This window comes from Streptomyces sp. SP17BM10 (assembly GCF_036322405.1).
Lineage (GTDB): Bacteria > Actinomycetota > Actinomycetes > Streptomycetales > Streptomycetaceae > Kitasatospora.
The window spans coordinates 328,555-345,448 of sequence record NZ_JAQYXB010000684.1; the positions used below are offsets into that span (position 1 = coordinate 328,555).

Sequence of the window (16,894 nt, forward strand, 5' to 3'; positions counted from 1 at the left end):
CTCAGCCTCCCGCGAACGGCGGCAGGACCTCGACCGTTCCGCCCTCGGTGAGCTCGACCGTCGTGTGGTCCCGGCCGCCCACCTGGGCGCCGTCCACCAGGTAGGAGCAGTGCCCGAGGAGCAGCACGAGCTTCGGCCGGTCGGTGTGCCGCTCCTTGGCGGCCGCCAGCGCCTCGGCCAGGGTCTCCGCCTCGTACGGCTCCTCGGCCAGTCCGGCCTCGGACTTCGCGGCCGCCCAGTAGCGGATCGTCCCGCGCACCCGGGCGCCGCTAGCGGGCTCGGTGGTCGCGCCCATGGCAACCCCTTCTCGTCGTCCTCGCCCGGCCCGGTGCCCCGGTCCGGCTCGCCACCGGGGCGGCCGCCCGACCACCCGAAAGGGGGACGCGCACGGTGCCGCCGATGTGCGTCCCATGATGGCGTGTTTGCCGCCGCGACCGGCAATCGCCCTGGCCGGACGGACCCGGACCACCACTCGAAGCTGTGTCCAGGCTCACCCGGCGCGCGCCCGGATTGGGCGAACCGCCGGATTCGAGCCCTCCCGGCGCGCGGGCAGGTCGGCTATTCTCGACGTCCAAGAGGGATCCGGGCAGAGTCGCCCCCGGGTCCTTTTGTGCTTTCAGGACGCCAGTACGGACGTTCTTGCGAATCGTCGGATCCACCCCCGGCGGTGCGCGGGAACCGCCCCGCCTCTCGCGGCACGACGACGTGCCCCGTCCGGCCGGGTGATGCCACCCCGGTTCCGGGCCGCCGCCCGGCCCGGAACCACGACCGGAGGGTTCGCGGGATGAGCAGGGCAGAAACGGTGCGCCAGGGGTTGCGGGACCCCCGGTCAGTGCGCCGTCGTGCCGTGCGCGCCGGCCTGTCCTCCGGTGCGCTCCGGGCGTCCGGGATCTTCCCCCAACCCTCAGCACGTGCGCCATCCGGCTGTGGCGGCAGCCGTGAAGCGACCGCGACGACCCGGAAAGGGGACCACCGGGTATGAGTTCTCTCCTCCTCCTCACCAACGCACTACAGCCCTCCGCGGAGGTGCTGCCGGCGCTCGGCCTGCTGCTCCACAGCGTCCGGGTGGCGCCCGCCGAGGGCTCCGCCCTGGTGGACACCCCCAGCGCCGACGTGATCCTGGTCGACGGCCGGCGGGACCTGCCGCAGATCCGCAGCCTGTGCCAGCTGTTGCGCTCCACCGGCATCGGCTGTCCGCTGATCCTCGTGGTCACCGAGGGCGGCCTGGCCGCCGTGACCGCCGAGTGGGGCGTCGACGACGTCCTGCTGGACACCGCCGGCCCGGCCGAGGTCGAGGCCCGGCTGCGGCTCGCGCTCGGCCGCCTCCAGGTGGTCGCCGACGACAGCCCGATGGAGATCCGCAACGGCGACCTCTCGGTCGACGAGGCCACCTACTCCGCGAAGCTCAAGGGCCGGGCGCTCGACCTCACCTTCAAGGAGTTCGAGCTGCTCAAGTACCTCGCCCAGCACCCCGGCCGGGTCTTCACCCGGGCGCAGCTGCTGCAGGAGGTCTGGGGCTACGACTACTTCGGCGGCACCCGGACGGTGGACGTGCACGTCCGGCGCCTGCGCGCCAAGCTCGGCGTCGAGCACGAGCAGCTGATCGGCACCGTGCGCAACGTCGGCTACCGCTTCGTCGTCCCGGAGAAGCCCGAGAAGGGGGAGCGCCCGGAGCTCGCCCAGCGCCCCTCGGCACCACTGGAGGCGTGACGCGCGCCGGGCGGGGCGATCCCGCCCGGCTTGTCCGGTTCGCCCCCGCGCAGCCCCGCGTCCACCTGCCGGACGGCCCAGGTCCCACTGCCGACACCGGCGCCACACGCGTAGACTCCACCCGTGGCCAAAGTGACGCGCGACGATGTAGCCCGACTGGCCGGTACCTCGACCGCAGTCGTCAGCTACGTGATCAACAACGGGCCGCGCCCGGTCGCGCCCGCCACCAAGGAGAAGGTCCTCGCGGCGATCGAGCAGCTCGGCTACCGGCCGAACAGCGTCGCCCAGGCGATGGCCTCCCGCCGCACCAACCTGATCGGCATGGTCGTCCCGGACGCCCGCCAGCCGTTCTTCGCCGAGATGGCGCACGCCGTGGAACGGGCTGCCTCCGAGCGCGGCAAGCTCGTGCTGATCGGCAACTCCGACTACGTGGACGACCGCGAGGTGCACTACGTCCGCGCCTTCCTCGGCATGCGCGTCTCCGGGCTGATCCTGGTCAGCCAGGGCCCGTCGCAGCGCGCCGCCGAGGAGTTCGCCGCGATGGAGGGCGCGAAGGTGGTGCTGCTGCACCGCCGCCCCGAGGCGATCGACGACGTCGCGGTGGTCACCGACGACGTGGGCGGCGCCGAGGCCGTCGTGCGCCACCTGCTGGAGGTGCACGGGCACCCGTACGTGGCCTGCTTCGGCGGTCCGGTCGACTCCCCCGCCCCCGGCGACCCGGTCATCGACCACGTCGAGGGCTGGCAGCGGGCCATGGACGCGCACGGCCTGCCCACCGAGCCGCACCTGATCGACGCGCCGTTCCACCGCTACGGCGCGTACGAGGTCGCGCTCGACGTGCTGCGCTCGGCCGACCGTCCACCGGCGATCTTCTGCTCCACCGACGACCAGGCGATCGGCGTCCTGCGGGCCGCCCGCGAGGTCGGCCTGAGGGTCCCGCAGGACCTCGCGGTGGCCGGCTTCGACGACGTCCCCGAGGCCGCCCTCGCCGACCCGCCGCTGACCACCGTCGCCTCCGACCGGGACGCGATGGCGCGCGCCGCCGTCGACCTGGTCCTGGACGACTCCCTGATGGTGCCCGGCTCGGACACCGAGCGGGTCCGCAAGTTCCCGTCCCGTCTGGTCGTCCGGCGCTCCTGCGGCTGCGCCGGAGCGGCCCCGGGCGCCTCCACCGCCCCGACCGCCCCCGGTGAAACGGAATAGCCGAATCCGCCCCGGCTGCCGCCAGGCATCGCCTGACCAGGCTTTATGAGAAGTCAACGGGCTTCTCGGCCCCTTCTGAGCCCGCTCTCATCCGATCCTCATCCGCGGGGCGGACGTTGTTCGGCATGAGCGATCAGCAGCGCAGCGAGCAGCAGTACGGGTGGACCGGACAGTACGGCGAGCAGCACGGCACGCAGCACGGCGAGCAGCCGTCCGCGCACCCGACCGCGCCGCACGAGCACCGCGTCATCGAGGGCACCGTCCTCGGCAGCACCACCGACGGCACCGCCGGCACGGGCACCGACGTCCCCGGGTACGGCTACCGCGAGGACCACTCCGGCGGCGGCTTCGACAGCCCGCTCCCGCCGCCGCCCATGCCCCCCACCCCGCCGTCCGCCGGCCTCGAGGGGCCGGAAGGGCCGCACGGCCACGGCGGCCGGGCCCGGCGCGGGATGCTGCGCGGCCGGCTGGTCCTGGTCACCGCCGTCGCCGCGATCGCCGCCGTCCTCGGCGGGGTCACCGGCGGGGTCATCGCCTCCCAGGAGCGCACCTCCGACACGCGCAGCACCACCATCGCCAGCCCGGTCTCCGCTCGCTCCGGCGGCAGCGCCGATGTCGCCGCCATCGCGGCCGCCGTCTCGCCGAGCGTCGTCCAGATCGCCGTCAAGGCGCCGGGCGGCACCGCCACCGGCACCGGCGTGGTGCTCGACAAGAGCGGGCAGATCCTCACCAACTTCCACGTGATCTCCGGCGCGGTGGACAGCGGCGGCCAGATCACGGTCACCTTCAAGGACGGCTCGACCACGAAAGCCTCCGTCACCGGCACCGACAAGTCCCTGGACGTCGCGGTGATCACCGCGAGCGGCGTCAGGAACCTCACCCCGGCCACCCTCGGCGACTCCTCCACCGTCGCCGTCGGGGACCCGGTCGTCGCCATCGGCAACCCGGACGGCCTCACCGGCACCGTCACCTCCGGCATCATCAGCGCCGAGAACCGCGAGGTCACCGTCCAGGTCGACGAAGGCTCCACCGGCGGCAACGGCGGCTACGGCTTCCCGTTCCTGCCCGGCCTGCGCGGCTCGCAGCAGCAGCAGCCCAGCGGCGGCACCACCACCTACAAGGCCTTCCAGACCGACGCCGCCCTCAACCCCGGCAACTCCGGCGGCCCGCTGATCAACGCGAACGGCCAGGTCATCGGCATCAACTCGGCCATGTACTCGCCCAGTGGCACCGGCTCCACCGCGGGCGGCGGCAGCAACTCGGCCGGCAGCGTGGGCCTCGGCTTCGCCATCCCGATCAACGACATCAAGCAGGTCCTGCCGAAACTGCAGGCGGGCCAGAACGTGTAAGACGGACAATTGCTCCGAGCAGGTCCCCCACACGACGAGAAAGGGCAACGGCCCATGACCCCGTCCGCCGACGACCGCACCTCCGCCGAGTCCGGCCCCACCTCGGCCAGGCTCCTCGTGGTCGACGACGAACCCGCGCTCCGGGACGCCCTGGAGAGCAGCCTCGCCTTCGAGGGATACGAGGTCGCCACCGCCACCGACGGCTACGAGGCCCTCGAATCCGTCGAACGCGACCGGCCCGACCTCGTCCTGCTGGACATCATGATGCCCCGGATGGACGGCCTCACCGCCGTCCGCCGGATGCGCTCGCGCGGCGACACCGTCCCGGTGCTGATGCTCACCGCCAGGGACGCCGTCGGCGACCGCGTCACCGGCCTGGACGTCGGCGCCGACGACTACCTCGCCAAGCCCTTCGAGCTCGACGAGCTCCTCGCCCGCGTCCGCGCCCTGCTGCGCCGCAACGCCCTCGCCACCGAGGCCGCGGCCCGCGCGGCGGCCGAGGACGAGAGCGAGGTGCTGGCCTTCGGCGACCTGCGGATGAACACCGCCACCCGCGAGGTCACCCGGGCCGGCCGGTCCGTGGAACTGACCCGCACCGAGTTCATGCTCCTGGAGATGTTCCTGTCCCACCCCCGGCAGGTCCTCACCCGCGAGCAGATCCTCAAGGCGGTCTGGGGCTTCGACTTCGAGCCCTCCTCCAACTCCCTGGACGTCTACGTCATGTACCTGCGCCGCAAGACCGAACAGGGCGGCATGCCGAGGATCATCCAGACCGTACGCGGCGTCGGCTACGCCCTGCGCCCCGCGGCCGGCACCAGCGCGTGAGCGCCGTTCCTCCCCCGCCCCTGGCGCCACCGCGCCCGTCCCGGATCCAGCGCCTGGTGCACTGGTTCCGCTCCCGCTCGCTGCGCAGCCGCCTCACCTTCCTGAGCGCGGCCGCGGTGGCGGTGGCCATCGCGCTGTCGGCGCTCGCGTGCTGGTTCATCGTCGAGAAGCAGCTCTACGACCAGGTGCGGGCGGACCTCGCGAGCGCGCCGCTCCCGCTGCCGCCCCGGGGGCAGAGCCTGCCCTGCTACGAGACCCCGCAGGCGGCCCTGCAGGCGCAGCCGCGGAGCATCGCGCCGGAGAACGGCACCTCCGTCGCCCGGGACACCCAGTACGTCGTCAAGGACCCGACGGCGGTCTGCCTGCCCCCGGCCGCGACCAAGGCCATCCTCCTCAGGCCGAGCGACTCCGCCGTCTTCCAGCTGAGGCCCGGCCAGTCGGTCATCCGGGACGGCCACTTCACCGACGGCACCCCCGCGCTCGTCCGCGTCTCGCTGACCCACTTCGGGCCGCAGCCCGCCCTGCTGATGGTCGCCAGCCCCACCCAGTCCGTCGAGGACTCCCTCCAGGGCCTCGCCTTCCTGCTCGGCGCCGTCTCCGTCGGCGGCATCCTCCTCGCCGCCGTCGCCGGCCGGCTCGTCGCCCGCTCCTCGCTCAAGCCGGTCCACCGACTCACCCACGCCGTCGAGCACATCGCCCGCACCGAGGAGGTCGGAACCACCATCCCGGTCCACGGCGACGACGAGATCGCCCGCCTCTCCACCTCCTTCAACTCCATGAGCACCGCCCTCGCCAACTCCCGCGAGCGGCAGACCCGGCTGATAGCGGACGCCGGGCACGAGCTGCGCACGCCCCTCACGTCGCTGCGCACCAACGTCGACCTGCTGATCCGCAGCGACGAGACCGGCCGCCCGCTCCCGCCCGCCACCAAGAGCAAGCTGCTGGGCAACTTGAAGGCGCAGATGCAGGAGCTGACCGTCCTCATCCAGGACCTGCTCCAGCTCTCCCGCCCCGACTCGCCGAAGCCCGGACCGAACCTCGCCGTGGTCGCCCTGCACGAGATCGCCCGACGAGCCGTCGAGCGGGCCGAGTTGCGCGGCCCCGGGCTGGTCTTCGACACCTCGACCGAGCCCTGGTTCGTCCACGGCGACGCCTTCGCCCTCGAACGGGCCGTGATCAACCTGCTGGACAACGCGGTCAAGTACAGCCCGCCCGGCGGCACGATCGAGGTCCGGCTCCGGCAGGGCGTGCTGACCGTCCGCGACCACGGCCCCGGCATCCCGGCCGATGAGCTGCAGTACGTCTTCGACCGCTTCTGGCGCTCCCCCTCCTCGCGCCAGCTCCCGGGCTCCGGCCTCGGGCTGTCGATCGTCGCGCAGAGCGTCCGGGACGCCGGCGGCGAGGTCTCGCTCGGCCCGGCCGGGGACGGCGGGCCGGGCGCGCTGGCCACCGTCCGCCTGCCCGGCGGTCCCACCGCCGAGTAGCCCCGGAAACGAAGGAGGACGGGCGGGGCGCCCCGACAGCGCCCCGCCCGTCCCCGTCCGGCTCACGGTCAGTCGACGTCGACGCCCGGGCCGATGACCTTGATCCGGTCCTGCGCCGGCGCCTTCAGCGGCGCGGACGCCGAGCTGTGGGCGCTCAGGTAGGCCACGAAGACGTCCAGGTCCGAGGCGCCGACGAGCTTGTCCGTGCCCGCGCCCAGTGCCGGGAAGCCGTCGCCGCCCGCCGCCAGGAACTCGTTCGCCGCGACCCGGTACTTGGCGGCCGGGTCGATCGGCGCGCCGTTGAGCCGGACGGAGTCGACGACGACCCGGTCGGCCCCGGTCCTGCGCATGTCCAGGGTGTAGCTCAGGCTCTTGGACACCTGCAGGATCTTCGGCGCGGCGGCGTTGCTCCCGCTGACCTGCTGCTGGAGCAGCTGCACCAGCTGGGCCCCCGTCAGCGTCTTGACCTGCATCATGTTGGTGAACGGCTGGACGGTGAACGCCTTGCCGTACGTCACCACGCCGTCTCCCTCGCTGCCGGCCGCCTTGTAGACCAGGTCGGAGCGGATGCCGCCGGGGTTCATGAACGCCACCTGCGCCCCGCCCTTGTCCGCCGGCGCCAGGCCCTCCAGCTGCGCGTCCGCGATCAGGTCGCCGAGCGGCTTCTCCAGGTCGCCGCTGCCGCGACCGTTGATGTCCGAGGCGATGTAGCCGACCGGGCGGTTGGCGATCGGCGCGGCCAGCTTGGAGTAGCGGGCGATCAGCTCGCTCATGTCCTCGGCCTTGGGCAGCGTGCGCCGCACGACGTGGTTCTCGGCCTTGACCGACGGACGCACGATGGTGCCGGTGGTCTTGTCGAGCTTCAGGTCGATCTCGGTGAAGAGCCGGCCGAACGAGGCGGCGCTGGTCACCGAACGCGGCACGCCGTTCGGGTCCGGGATCATGCACGCGTACGCGTTGTGGGTGTGGCCGGTGACGATGGCGCCGACCGAGGGGTCGATGTTCCGCGCGATGTCGACGATCGGGCCGGAGACGCCCTCCCCGGCCGCGCCGCAGTCGTAGTTGTACACGCTGCTGGCCGGGTAGCCGCCCTCGTGGATCAGCGCGACGATCGAGTTGACGCCCTGGGCCTTGAGCTCGGCGGCGTACTTGTTGATCGTGGTGACCTCGTTGCCGAACTTCAGGCCCTTGACGCCCGCCGCCGTCACGATGTTCGGCGTGCCCTCCAGGGTGACGCCGATGAACCCGATCTTCACGCCCTGCGACTTCGTCACCCAGTACGGCGGCAGCAGCGGCTCGCCGGTGTTCTCGTCGGTGACGTTGGCGGACAGGTAGTTGAAGTTGGCGCCGCGGAACTTGCGGCCCTTCTCGTAGCAGCCGTCGACCGGGTGGCAGCCGCCGTTCTGCAGCCGCAGCAGCTCCTGCGCGCCGTGGTCGAACTCGTGGTTGCCGACCGACGTGACGTCCAGGCCGAGCTTGTCCATCGCCTCGATGGTCGGCTCGTCGTGGAACAGCGCCGAGGTGAGCGGGCTGGCCCCGACGATGTCGCCGGCCGCGACCGTGATCGAGTCGTCCGCCGCCTCGCGCGCCTGGCGCAGCGCCGTGGCCAGGTACTCGACGCCGCCGGCCGGGGTGCTGACCTGCTGGCCGGTCGCCGGGTCCATCTCCCGGATCGTGCCGGCCGAGCCCGCCGGAGGCTCCAGATTGCCGTGGAAGTCGTTGATCGCCAGCAGCTGGAGGTTGACGGTCTTGTGCCGCCGGGAGTTGGCGTCGGCGGCCTGGGCGGCCGCGGGCACGGCCACCGAGCCGAGCAGCCCGGCGGCGGCGACCACGGCGAGCGCCGCGCGTCGCGATCTGAGGGTGAGCATGAGGAGGTCCCCTGCGCGTAGGAGCGCCCGGCCGCTGAACCGGCGCGGGCGCGCATGGATGTGGGTGTGCGCGACCTGCAGCCTATGATCAACGCGCGTAGCTGTCAGGTTTTCTGACGTAACGACCGGGTTACTCGTCGACGAACCGTCGTGAACGGATCCGTGCCGGCCCCACCCGGGCCACGGCTCACACCCCGGGCTCGGCCGCCAACTGCCGCTCGGCGCGCTCGCGTTCGGCCACCGCGTCCTCCGTCATCGCGCGGTCGGTGTAGACCAGCGGCCGCTCTGTGTCGGTGATGATGTGCTTGACCACCTGGACGTTCCCGTTGACGTCCCAGACCGCGATGCCCGGCGACAGCGTCGGGATGATCTCCACCGCCCAGCGCGGCAGCCCCAGCACCCGGCCGGTGGCCCGCGCCTCCTCGGCCTTCTGCATGTAGATCGTCCTGGTGGAGGCCATCTTCAGGATCGCCGAGGCCTCCTTCGCCGCCGCGCCGTCCACCACGTCCGACAGGTGGTGCACCACCGCGACGAAGGACAGGCCGAGCCGGCGGCCGAACTTCAGCAGGCGCTGGAACAGCTGCGCCACGAACGGGCTGTTGATGATGTGCCAGGCCTCCTCGACCAGGAAGATGCGCTTCCTCCGGTCCGGCCTGATCCAGGTGTGCTCCAGCCACACGCCGACGATCGCCATCAGGATCGGCATCGCGATCGAGTTGCGGTCGATGTGCGAGAGGTCGAAGACGATCAGCGGCGCGTCCAGGTCGATGCCGTCGGTGGTCGGGCCGTCGAACATGCCGCGCAGGTCACCGTCGACCAGCCGGTCCAGCACCAGCGCCACGTCCAGGCCCCAGCGCTGCACCTCGTCCACCGCGACGCCCAGCGACTCCAGCGACGACAGCTCCGGGCTGCGCAGCGTGTCGATGATGTCGTCCAGCACCGGCTGGCGGTCCTTGACCGAGGCCACCACGTGGGCGTGCGCGGCCTTCAGGGCGAAGCCCGCCCGCTCCTCCAGGCCGCGCCCCATCGCCACCTCGATGATGGTGCGCAGCAGCGACAGCTGGCCCGTCTGGGTGATCGCCGGGTCCAGCGGGTTGAGCTTCACCCCGCCGTCCCGGGCCGCCATCGGGTCCAGACGGATCGACTTTATGCCGAGCGCCTCGGCGATCAGGTTCCACTCGCCGACGCCGTCCTCGCCCTGCGCGTCCAGCACCACGATCTGCCGGTCACGGAACCTCAGCTGCCGCAGGACGTACGTCTTCTCCAGCGCCGACTTGCCGTTGCCCGACTCCCCCAGCACCAGCCAGTGCGGCGCCGGCAGCTGCTGCCCGTACAGCTGGAAGGGGTCGTAGACGTAGCCCTTGCCGCTGTACACCTCCCGCCCGATGATCACGCCGGAATCGCCCAGCCCCGGCGCCGCGGTGGGCAGGTAGACCGCCTGCGCCTGACCGGTCGAGGTACGCACGGGCAGCCGGGTGGTCTCCACCTTGCCGAACATCAGGCTGGTGAACGCGTCGGTGAGGTTACCGAGCGCCATGGGCGGCCTCCTGGTGGGTGGAACGGCTCAGTGGGTGGACGGGCCGCGGTGGACGGACGGGCGCGGGCGGCTCAGCGGCGGATGCCGGTGGCGAACGGCAGCGTGTTGACGAACGCGCGGTGGTGCTCGCGGTCGCACCACTCCAGCTTGAGGTAGCTCTTGCCGGCCGACGCCCGGATGGTCCGCTTGTCGCGGGCCAGCGCCTCCGGGCTGCGCGAGGACACCGTGATGTACCCGACCAGGTTGACCCCGGCCGCGCCGGAGGCCAGGTCGTCGCCGCGCTGGTCCACCCGGCCGGTGTGGGCCAGGTCGCGCGGGTCGACCGTGCGGTTCATCTTGGCCGCGCGGCTCGCCTCCGCCTCGTCGTTGGTCTTCTCCGTCAGCATCCGCTCGATCGCGACGTCCGTCGGCTCCAGGTCCATCGTCACGGCGACCGTCCGGATCACGTCCGGGGTGTGCACCAGCAGCGGCGCGAGGAAGTTGACGCCCACCGGGGTGAGCGGCCACTCCTTGACCCACGCGGTGGCGTGGCACCACGGCTCCCGGGTCGTCGACTCGCGGGTCTTCGCCTGCAGGTACTGCGGGTGCGTCGCGTCCAGCTCGGCCGGCCACGCGTTGCGCCGGGACATCGCCTGGATGTGGTCGATCGGGTGGTCCGGGTCGTACATCGAGTGCAGCAGCGAGGACAGCCGGGCCTGGCCCAGCGGCTGGCGCACCCGGATGTCCGCCTCCGCGAGCCGGGCGCAGATGTCGGTCAGCTCGCGCGCCATCACGGCCGCCAGGCCCTCGTCGTCCCGGGCGCGCCCGCCGGTCGCCGTGCGGCCCATCGCGTGCGCCTCGGCCGCCAGGTCGCGGGTGTAGTGCATGCAGGCCACCAGGTAAGCGCGGTGCTGCTCCGAGGAGGTCGACACCATCGACTGCAACTGGTCGTACGACTCCTGCAGCCAGCGCGGCGCGTCGTGGTCACCGCGCCGCTCGACGTCCTTGGCGTGCGCGTCCGGGTCGGCCGGCAGCGTCCGGGCGAGGATCTGCAGCCGCGTCACGAAGCCGTCCCCGTTGGCGACGTGCTTCAGCAGCGTGCCGAACCGGTCGACCAGTGCCTCCTGGTCCTCCGAGTCGCGCAGGCCCACGCCCGGCCCCTCGATCTCGATCGCGGCCGTCACCGTGCGCCGCTCCAGGTGCATCAGCACCCCGACCTCGTCCGGCCCGAACGGTGCCGTCAGCCAGCGCAGGCGCCCCACCCCCGGCGGCGGACCGACCTCCACCTCCCGGCCGTCCAGCCGGGTGCCGGCGTCCATCACGTCCGAACGCCACACCGCGCGGCCGCTGCGGACCGTCCGGCGGTAGGTGCGGTTGATCTCCAGCCACTTGTAGAACGTCCGCTTGCGGTACGGCACGTAGACCGCCGCGATGGCCAGCGCGGGCAGGCCGACCAGGCCGCCGAGGCGCAGCGGCAGGACCGGCATCATCAGGCCCCAGAGCATCCCGAGGAACGCCCCGAAGATGATCAGCAGGATCTCGCCGGTCTCCCGGTTGCGGCCGATCGGCGCGTTCGGGCGGGCCTTGCCGATCAGGTAGGTGCGGCGCTGGTGCACGTACGGCTGGGCGTACTGGGCACCGTAGTGGCCGAGCGGTTCGCTGCTCACTTACCCGTCACCCTCCCTTGGCTGAATTGCTGTCGCGGATCGGAACCGGAGCCTGCTGCGGCGGCCCGGCCTGCGGCGGCGGGGCCGGCGTGCGGCCCGCGTGCGCGGCGATGCCCGGGGCCACCGAACCGCCGCCCGCACCCCCGCCGCCACCCGCACCGGCGCCCTGCGGGCCGCGGTCGCCGTGGGTGGTGATGCCCTGCTTCATCAGGTTCGCGGTGCCGTTGATCATCGCCGAGCCCGCCGACACCGCGCTGGCACGGGCGTGCCGCATGCTCATGATCTCGTCGCCGAAGCCCGGCACGAAGCGGTACACGGCGGCGCTCGCGAAGATCGACAGGAACAGGATCGCCAGCCCGGACAGCACCCGGGCGAAGTCGTCGTTCGCCCCCGCGCCGGTCGCGACGGCACCCGCCAGACCCAGGATGATCACGATGATCGGCTTCGCCAGGTCCACCGCCACCATCACCCCCGCCCACCGGCGCACGTGCTTCCACAACTGCTTGTCCACCAGACCCGCGTACACCGCCGTCCCCAGCAGCGCACCCACGTACAGCATCGCCGCCCGGATCAGCAGCTCGATCCAGAGCACCGCCGCCGCGAGCACCGCCACCAGTGACACGATGATCAGGATCAGCGGCCCGCCACCCATGTCCCCCTTCTCCAGGGTGTCGGCGAAGCCGCCCAGGTACGTCCCGGTGTCGGACTTCGTCCCGACCGCGACCGCCTTGGTCAGCCCGTCCGTGGCGCTCACGACGGTGTACAGGATCAACGGCGTGAACGCGGACGCCACGACCGTCAGCCACAGGAAGCCGATCGCCTCCGAGATCGCCGTCGTCAACGGCGCCCCGCGCACCGCCCGCTTCGTCACCGCGAGCAGCCACAGCACCAGCGTGATGATCGTCGACGCCGCGAACACCACGGCGTACTGCTGCAGGAACGACGCATTGGTGAAGTCCACCTGCGTCGTCCCGTCGATGGCCCCCGACAACTTCCGCACGACCCACGCCGCCGCCTGCGCACACCCCTTGGCCAACGACCCGAGCGGGTCGGTCACGTTCCCGACCGTTCCACTCCCGGGCAGGGAACCGCCGCCCCCAGGCTTGTCCACACAGAGGATCCCGTTACCGGAAATGGGCAGATCCGGACAGCTTGCGTTCGGGGTCGCCGTCGGTGTCGGCGAAGGATCCGCGAAGACCCGTTGGGCCATCAGCAGCCCGGCGAGCTGAAGGCTCGCCATGGCTCCCGCCAGTGCGCCCGCGCGGCGCACTGTGGAGCGGCATGTGGTCTGGTCAACGGGCATAGCGGAACCCCCCGAACTGCTGGACGGCGCCGGTGATCTCGTCGGCGGTGGCGGCCTGCTGGTCTCCGGGCATCGGCGCGGGGCCCTGCCGGCTGGCGTAGTCGCTGAGCTTCCAGTCCCCGGCCGTCCAGCGGAGCGTGAGCGTCATGGTGGACCAATTGGCTGTTACCGGCTGGACGGAGTGCTCACCGGCGAGCCCATTGAGGACGGAACACCAGACCTCGACCTTCGCCTCGGCGTCGCTGTAACCCGTCTGCTTGGTGCCGACCGGGACGGTGCGGCTCACGAAGGTGAGGCCCTTCGGGGCGTGGCCCTGGGCGTCGAGGCCGTAGTGGGCGGCGGTGTCGCCGCCGAAGCCCTGGTCCAGGCGGGTCTGGAGGGTGGGCAGGGCGGACGGGTCGGCGATGGTGGTGACGATGGCGTGGCGGGCGTCGGTGCGGAACATGTCCGCGCCACCGAGGGCGACCGCGTAGTTGGTGGCGGCGGACTGGGCGCCCTGGTCGGTGTGCGGGTAGCCGCTGGGGATGCCGTTGCCGGTGGTGCCGACGGGCTGGTCGCCGCTGGGGGCGGGGCCGGCGCCGGCGGGTGCGGTGGAGGTGGCGTGGTCGGAGGAGCGGGCGGTGCCGCCAGGGTCGGGCTTGCCGTGGTTGGCGATGGAGATCGCGACGACGAGCAGCGTGACGACGACGAGGACGGTCAGCAGGGTGCGGAGCGGCCGAGGCTGACGCCCGTTCAGCTGCGAGGAGGGCTGTTCGCCGACCGGTAGCCGCGTACGGGTGTGCGGCTGGTCGTCGGACAACGGCACGGCGGCCCTCCTGGTGCGGGGAGCCGGGCGGCTCCGGGGGCCCTCCGGCCGTGGGCGGGCGCGGACGGAGGGTGGGGACGGGGTGACTCGGGACGGGCTCCGGGCGGTCCGGTCGAGGACCGGGATCGGACCGGCAGCAGGGCTACCGCTGTCCGATCGTCAGATCGCCATGCCGTAGACAATGGTGAACAGAGTGCCGAGTGATCCAATGATGAACACGCCGGTCAGCCCGGCGATGATCAGTCCCTTGCCCTGTTCGGCGCCGAAGCTGTCCCGCATGGCGGTCGCACCGATCCGCTGCTTGGCGGCACCCCAGACGGCGATGCCTAGGCAGACGAGGATGGCGACGGCCATGATGACCTCGACCATCACCCGGGCCTCCGACCCGAGGCTCGCGAAGGGGCCCCAGTCCGGGGCGATCCCACCGATGATGGTGTCGATATTCGGCTTCTTCGGTGGGTCATCGGCCGCCAGTCGGCCGATCGCGATGCTCTGCACGCTGCTCAGGTTCATTTCCATCTCACCGCCCGATCAGGCAAATTCAAGGGCCCTGACCCCGCCCGCGCGAAGGGTCGGTGCCTATTCTTGGCCAGATCTGATGTCGACTTGGCTACTTCTCGCGGATTGGTCGTGAGGCATCGGACACGTACGCGAGGATGTCCACCGTACGAAGGATAGCGCTCACTCTTTGTATCTCTGATGATTGCGGTGAGCAACGCCTTCCGGAACACTTCGACTGACGATTCGTCGGGATGGTGCTGATGGTACTCCGGAAGGCCGGTACGGCCGCCGCTGCGGCGGGAGTTGTCGGGATCGGGTTCGTCGGCCTGGTGACGATCGGGACGTACGCCGCGAGCGGGACGCCCCAGCAGACGGCCAATCGCGGGACGCTGTCGGCGGGTTCGGTGCCGGCGGCCTACCAGGGGGCGATCCAGAAGTGGGGCGCGCTCTGTCCGGAGATCTCCCCGCCGATGCTCGCGGCGCAGCTGTACCAGGAAAGCGGCTTCGATCCGCAGGCCCGGTCCGGTGTCGGGGCGTTGGGAATGGCCCAGTTCCTGCCGGGCACCTGGGACATCTACGGCGTCGACGCGAATGGCGACGGCAAGAAGGACATCTGGGACCCGGCGGACGCGATCGCCTCCGCGGCGAGCTACGACTGCGCGCTGGCCAGGGACGTGGCCAAGGTCCCGGGGGACCGTCAGGACAACCTGCTGGCCGCGTACAACGCCGGCCCGTACGCGGTGGAGAAGTACAACGGCGTGCCCCCGTACAAGGAGACGCAGGGGTACGTGAAGAACATCAAGGCGCTGGCGCGCAGCTTCACCGCACCGACCGCGCCGGTGGCGGTGTCGGCGCAGTCGGCGGGGGCGATCTACTTCGCGCAGACGAAGCTGGGCACGCCGTACCTGTGGGGCGGTGAAGGACTGCCGTCGCAGAACGGTCGGTTCGACTGCTCGGGCCTCACCCAGGCGGCGTTCGAGACGGTGGGCATCACGCTGCCCCGGGTGGCCAACGACCAGTGGTACGCCGGGCCGCACCCCTCCCGGGACCAGCTGCGGCCGGGTGACCTGGTGTTCTTCGCTACGGACCTGAACGATCCGCGCAGCATCCACCACGTCGGGATCTACGTCGGCGGCGGCTACATGATCAACGCGCCGCACACCAACGCGGTGATCCGCTACGACAAGATCGACACCAGGGAGTACATCGGCGCGACCCGGGTCACCACCGACGGCGCCCAGGCGCTGCCGGTGCGCAACCTGGACGGCAGCATCACGGGCAAGGGCGGCATCGGCGGCGGCGCCACCCCGGACGCGCCCGCCGCCCCGACCCCGACCGCCGCGACCCCCGCCGCAACCCCCGCCGCCGCCCTCCAACAGGCCGCCCAGCCCGCCGCCCCCGCGGTCGCGGGGCCCGCCGCCCGGCCGGCGACCCCGTCGACGCCCACGCCCGCCGCCCGTCCCACGGGTCAACCGACCGCAAAGCCCTGAGCCCCCGGCGGGCCCGGCGTGTGAGTGCGCTGTGGACGCTGAGTCAAGTTTCCATAACCACGCGTTTACGTGGAACGCTGTGCCTCGCTGATGACGTTTGATCCGTTGGCCCCTCGTCAGCTCATCGCGCCGGGCGGGCCGCCCGGCCGGAACGTACAAGGTGCTGCAGCGGACCAGAAGGAGGTGCGGCGTGTCGACGCCGCTTGCCGACACGACCAACCCCGACCTCGGCCTGCTCTACGCCGTCAACGGGCTCGCCAAGAGCTCCCCGCCGTGGCTGGACCACCTGGTCTCGTGGATCGGCGAGTACGGGATCCTGATCGGCCTGGCGATGCTCGGCCTGGTCGGCTGGTTGCAGGCCAGACGCCGGCCGGACGCGCCGGTGGCGATCGCCGGGCTGCTCTGGGTGCCGCTGTCGGTCGGCGTCGCCGAACTGGCCAACCTGCCGATCGCCGCGATCGTGAACCGGCCCCGCCCGTTCGTGGACCACAGCGGACTGCTCGTCCTCGTGGACGGCAAGGCCGGCACGCACTCCTTCGTCAGCGACCACTCGACGATGACGATGGGCGTCGCGGTGTCGCTCTTCCTGGTGAACCGGCGGCTCGGCTGGATCGCCGGCGGGCTCGCCCTGTTGCAGGGCTTCTGCCGGATGTTCATGGGCGTCCACTACCCGACCGACGTGATCGGCGGCTACGCGCTCGCGGCCGCCGTGGTGCTACTGCTGGCGCCGATCGCGATGGCCGTCCTGGTGCCGCTCTGCCACGCGCTGACCCGCACCGCCGTCGCCCCGCTGATCCGGGCGCCCGAGCGCGGTGGCGCTCCGCGCGGGCGCCGGCGGGGCCGCGAGCGCGGGGCGGTCCGCCCGGACGAGCAGCCGCCGGAGTCGGACCTGGCCGCCTGAGCGGTCAGCCGGATCCGGCGCTGGGGGCGGTGTCGGAGAGGTGGTCGGCCCCCTCGCGGCGGGCCAGGTCGCGGGAGCGGCGGGCCGGGGAGTACCAGCCGCAGCTGCACGTCGCGTAGGCGAAGGACCCGCGTTCGCCGATCGCGACGCGGTGCTCGGGCATCCGGGTGCCGGGCTCGGCCGGCAGCTCAGTGTGCACGTCGTTCACGGTACTGCGCCGGGCCACCGGCGCGCGACGCCCTCCGCGCGCCCGGTCCCGCGTAACCATCCGC

The 16,894-nt window shown here is 72.2% G+C and carries 14 protein-coding genes and 1 pseudogene; 7 read left to right on the plus strand and 8 right to left on the minus strand.

Annotated features, from left to right (window positions below; all coding sequences use genetic code 11):
• Window position 1 precedes the first annotated feature (1 nt).
• Window positions 2-295, minus strand: coding sequence for a MoaD/ThiS family protein (locus PUR71_RS40625; protein WP_329932329.1), 294 nt, complete (start codon window positions 293-295; stop codon window positions 2-4).
• Window positions 296-978: 683 nt separating this feature from the next.
• Here PUR71_RS40625 and PUR71_RS40630 point away from each other — a divergent pair.
• The 5 genes from PUR71_RS40630 to PUR71_RS40650 all read left to right on the plus strand — a co-directional run bounded on the left by PUR71_RS40630 (window position 979) and on the right by PUR71_RS40650 (window position 6,571).
• Window positions 979-1,710 (plus strand): response regulator transcription factor, encoded by a 732-nt coding sequence (locus tag PUR71_RS40630; RefSeq protein WP_329932330.1) that lies wholly within the window; start codon window positions 979-981, stop codon window positions 1,708-1,710.
• 123 nt (window positions 1,711-1,833) lie between these two features.
• Window positions 1,834-2,913: a LacI family DNA-binding transcriptional regulator gene (locus tag PUR71_RS40635; RefSeq protein WP_329932331.1), complete on the plus strand. Its 1,080-nt coding sequence runs from the start codon at window positions 1,834-1,836 to the stop codon at window positions 2,911-2,913.
• A 125-nt stretch (window positions 2,914-3,038) separates the two neighbouring features.
• Entirely contained in the window at window positions 3,039-4,262 is a 1,224-nt protein-coding gene (locus PUR71_RS40640) for a S1C family serine protease (protein WP_329932332.1), read from the plus strand.
• Between the two features lie 54 nt (window positions 4,263-4,316).
• Entirely contained in the window at window positions 4,317-5,087 is a 771-nt protein-coding gene (locus PUR71_RS40645) for a response regulator transcription factor (RefSeq protein WP_329932333.1), read from the plus strand.
• Window positions 5,088-5,143: 56 nt separating this feature from the next.
• On the plus strand, window positions 5,144-6,571 hold the full coding sequence (locus PUR71_RS40650; protein WP_329932334.1) for a sensor histidine kinase: 1,428 nt from the start codon (window positions 5,144-5,146) through the stop codon (window positions 6,569-6,571).
• 68 nt (window positions 6,572-6,639) lie between these two features.
• Here PUR71_RS40650 and PUR71_RS40655 read toward each other — a convergent pair whose 3' ends face one another.
• From PUR71_RS40655 to PUR71_RS40680, 6 genes are all read right to left on the minus strand, one after another.
• Window positions 6,640-8,439 (minus strand): bifunctional metallophosphatase/5'-nucleotidase, encoded by a 1,800-nt coding sequence (locus PUR71_RS40655; protein ID WP_329932335.1) that lies wholly within the window; start codon window positions 8,437-8,439, stop codon window positions 6,640-6,642.
• 187 nt (window positions 8,440-8,626) lie between these two features.
• Window positions 8,627-9,976: an ATP-binding protein gene (locus PUR71_RS40660; protein WP_329932336.1), complete on the minus strand. Its 1,350-nt coding sequence runs from the start codon at window positions 9,974-9,976 to the stop codon at window positions 8,627-8,629.
• Window positions 9,977-10,047: 71 nt separating this feature from the next.
• Window positions 10,048-11,622, minus strand: coding sequence for an SCO6880 family protein (locus tag PUR71_RS40665; RefSeq protein ID WP_329932337.1), 1,575 nt, complete (start codon window positions 11,620-11,622; stop codon window positions 10,048-10,050).
• Between the two features lie 7 nt (window positions 11,623-11,629).
• Window positions 11,630-12,862, minus strand: coding sequence for a hypothetical protein (locus PUR71_RS40670; protein ID WP_329932374.1), 1,233 nt, complete (start codon window positions 12,860-12,862; stop codon window positions 11,630-11,632).
• 52 nt (window positions 12,863-12,914) lie between these two features.
• Entirely contained in the window at window positions 12,915-13,730 is an 816-nt protein-coding gene (locus PUR71_RS40675; RefSeq protein WP_329932338.1) for a hypothetical protein, read from the minus strand.
• A 159-nt stretch (window positions 13,731-13,889) separates the two neighbouring features.
• Window positions 13,890-14,243 (minus strand): hypothetical protein, encoded by a 354-nt coding sequence (locus tag PUR71_RS40680; RefSeq protein ID WP_329932339.1) that lies wholly within the window; start codon window positions 14,241-14,243, stop codon window positions 13,890-13,892.
• Between the two features lie 248 nt (window positions 14,244-14,491).
• Between PUR71_RS40680 and PUR71_RS40685 the strand changes: the two are divergent.
• Together PUR71_RS40685 and PUR71_RS40690 are read left to right on the plus strand one after the other, a co-directional pair.
• Window positions 14,492-15,481: pseudogene (locus tag PUR71_RS40685) on the plus strand (C40 family peptidase); the annotation flags it as partial.
• A 430-nt stretch (window positions 15,482-15,911) separates the two neighbouring features.
• Window positions 15,912-16,622, plus strand: coding sequence for a phosphatase PAP2 family protein (locus tag PUR71_RS40690; RefSeq protein ID WP_329932340.1), 711 nt, complete (start codon window positions 15,912-15,914; stop codon window positions 16,620-16,622).
• 4 nt (window positions 16,623-16,626) lie between these two features.
• Here PUR71_RS40690 and PUR71_RS40695 read toward each other — a convergent pair whose 3' ends face one another.
• Complete coding sequence (locus PUR71_RS40695; protein WP_329932376.1) at window positions 16,627-16,821, minus strand: hypothetical protein; 195 nt, start codon at window positions 16,819-16,821, stop codon at window positions 16,627-16,629.
• Window positions 16,822-16,894: the final 73 nt, after the last annotated feature.

Coding starts and splice junctions, on each gene's coding strand:
- PUR71_RS40625 (WP_329932329.1), bottom strand. CDS start 295: ATGGGCGCGACCACCGAGCCCGCTAGCGGCGCCCGGGTGCGCGGGACG.
- PUR71_RS40630 (WP_329932330.1), top strand. CDS start 979: ATGAGTTCTCTCCTCCTCCTCACCAACGCACTACAGCCCTCCGCGGAG.
- PUR71_RS40640 (WP_329932332.1), top strand. CDS start 3,039: ATGAGCGATCAGCAGCGCAGCGAGCAGCAGTACGGGTGGACCGGACAG.
- PUR71_RS40645 (WP_329932333.1), top strand. CDS start 4,317: ATGACCCCGTCCGCCGACGACCGCACCTCCGCCGAGTCCGGCCCCACC.
- PUR71_RS40655 (WP_329932335.1), bottom strand. CDS start 8,439: ATGCTCACCCTCAGATCGCGACGCGCGGCGCTCGCCGTGGTCGCCGCC.
- PUR71_RS40660 (WP_329932336.1), bottom strand. CDS start 9,976: ATGGCGCTCGGTAACCTCACCGACGCGTTCACCAGCCTGATGTTCGGC.
- PUR71_RS40670 (WP_329932374.1), bottom strand. CDS start 12,862: ATGGCGAGCCTTCAGCTCGCCGGGCTGCTGATGGCCCAACGGGTCTTC.
- PUR71_RS40680 (WP_329932339.1), bottom strand. CDS start 14,243: ATGAACCTGAGCAGCGTGCAGAGCATCGCGATCGGCCGACTGGCGGCC.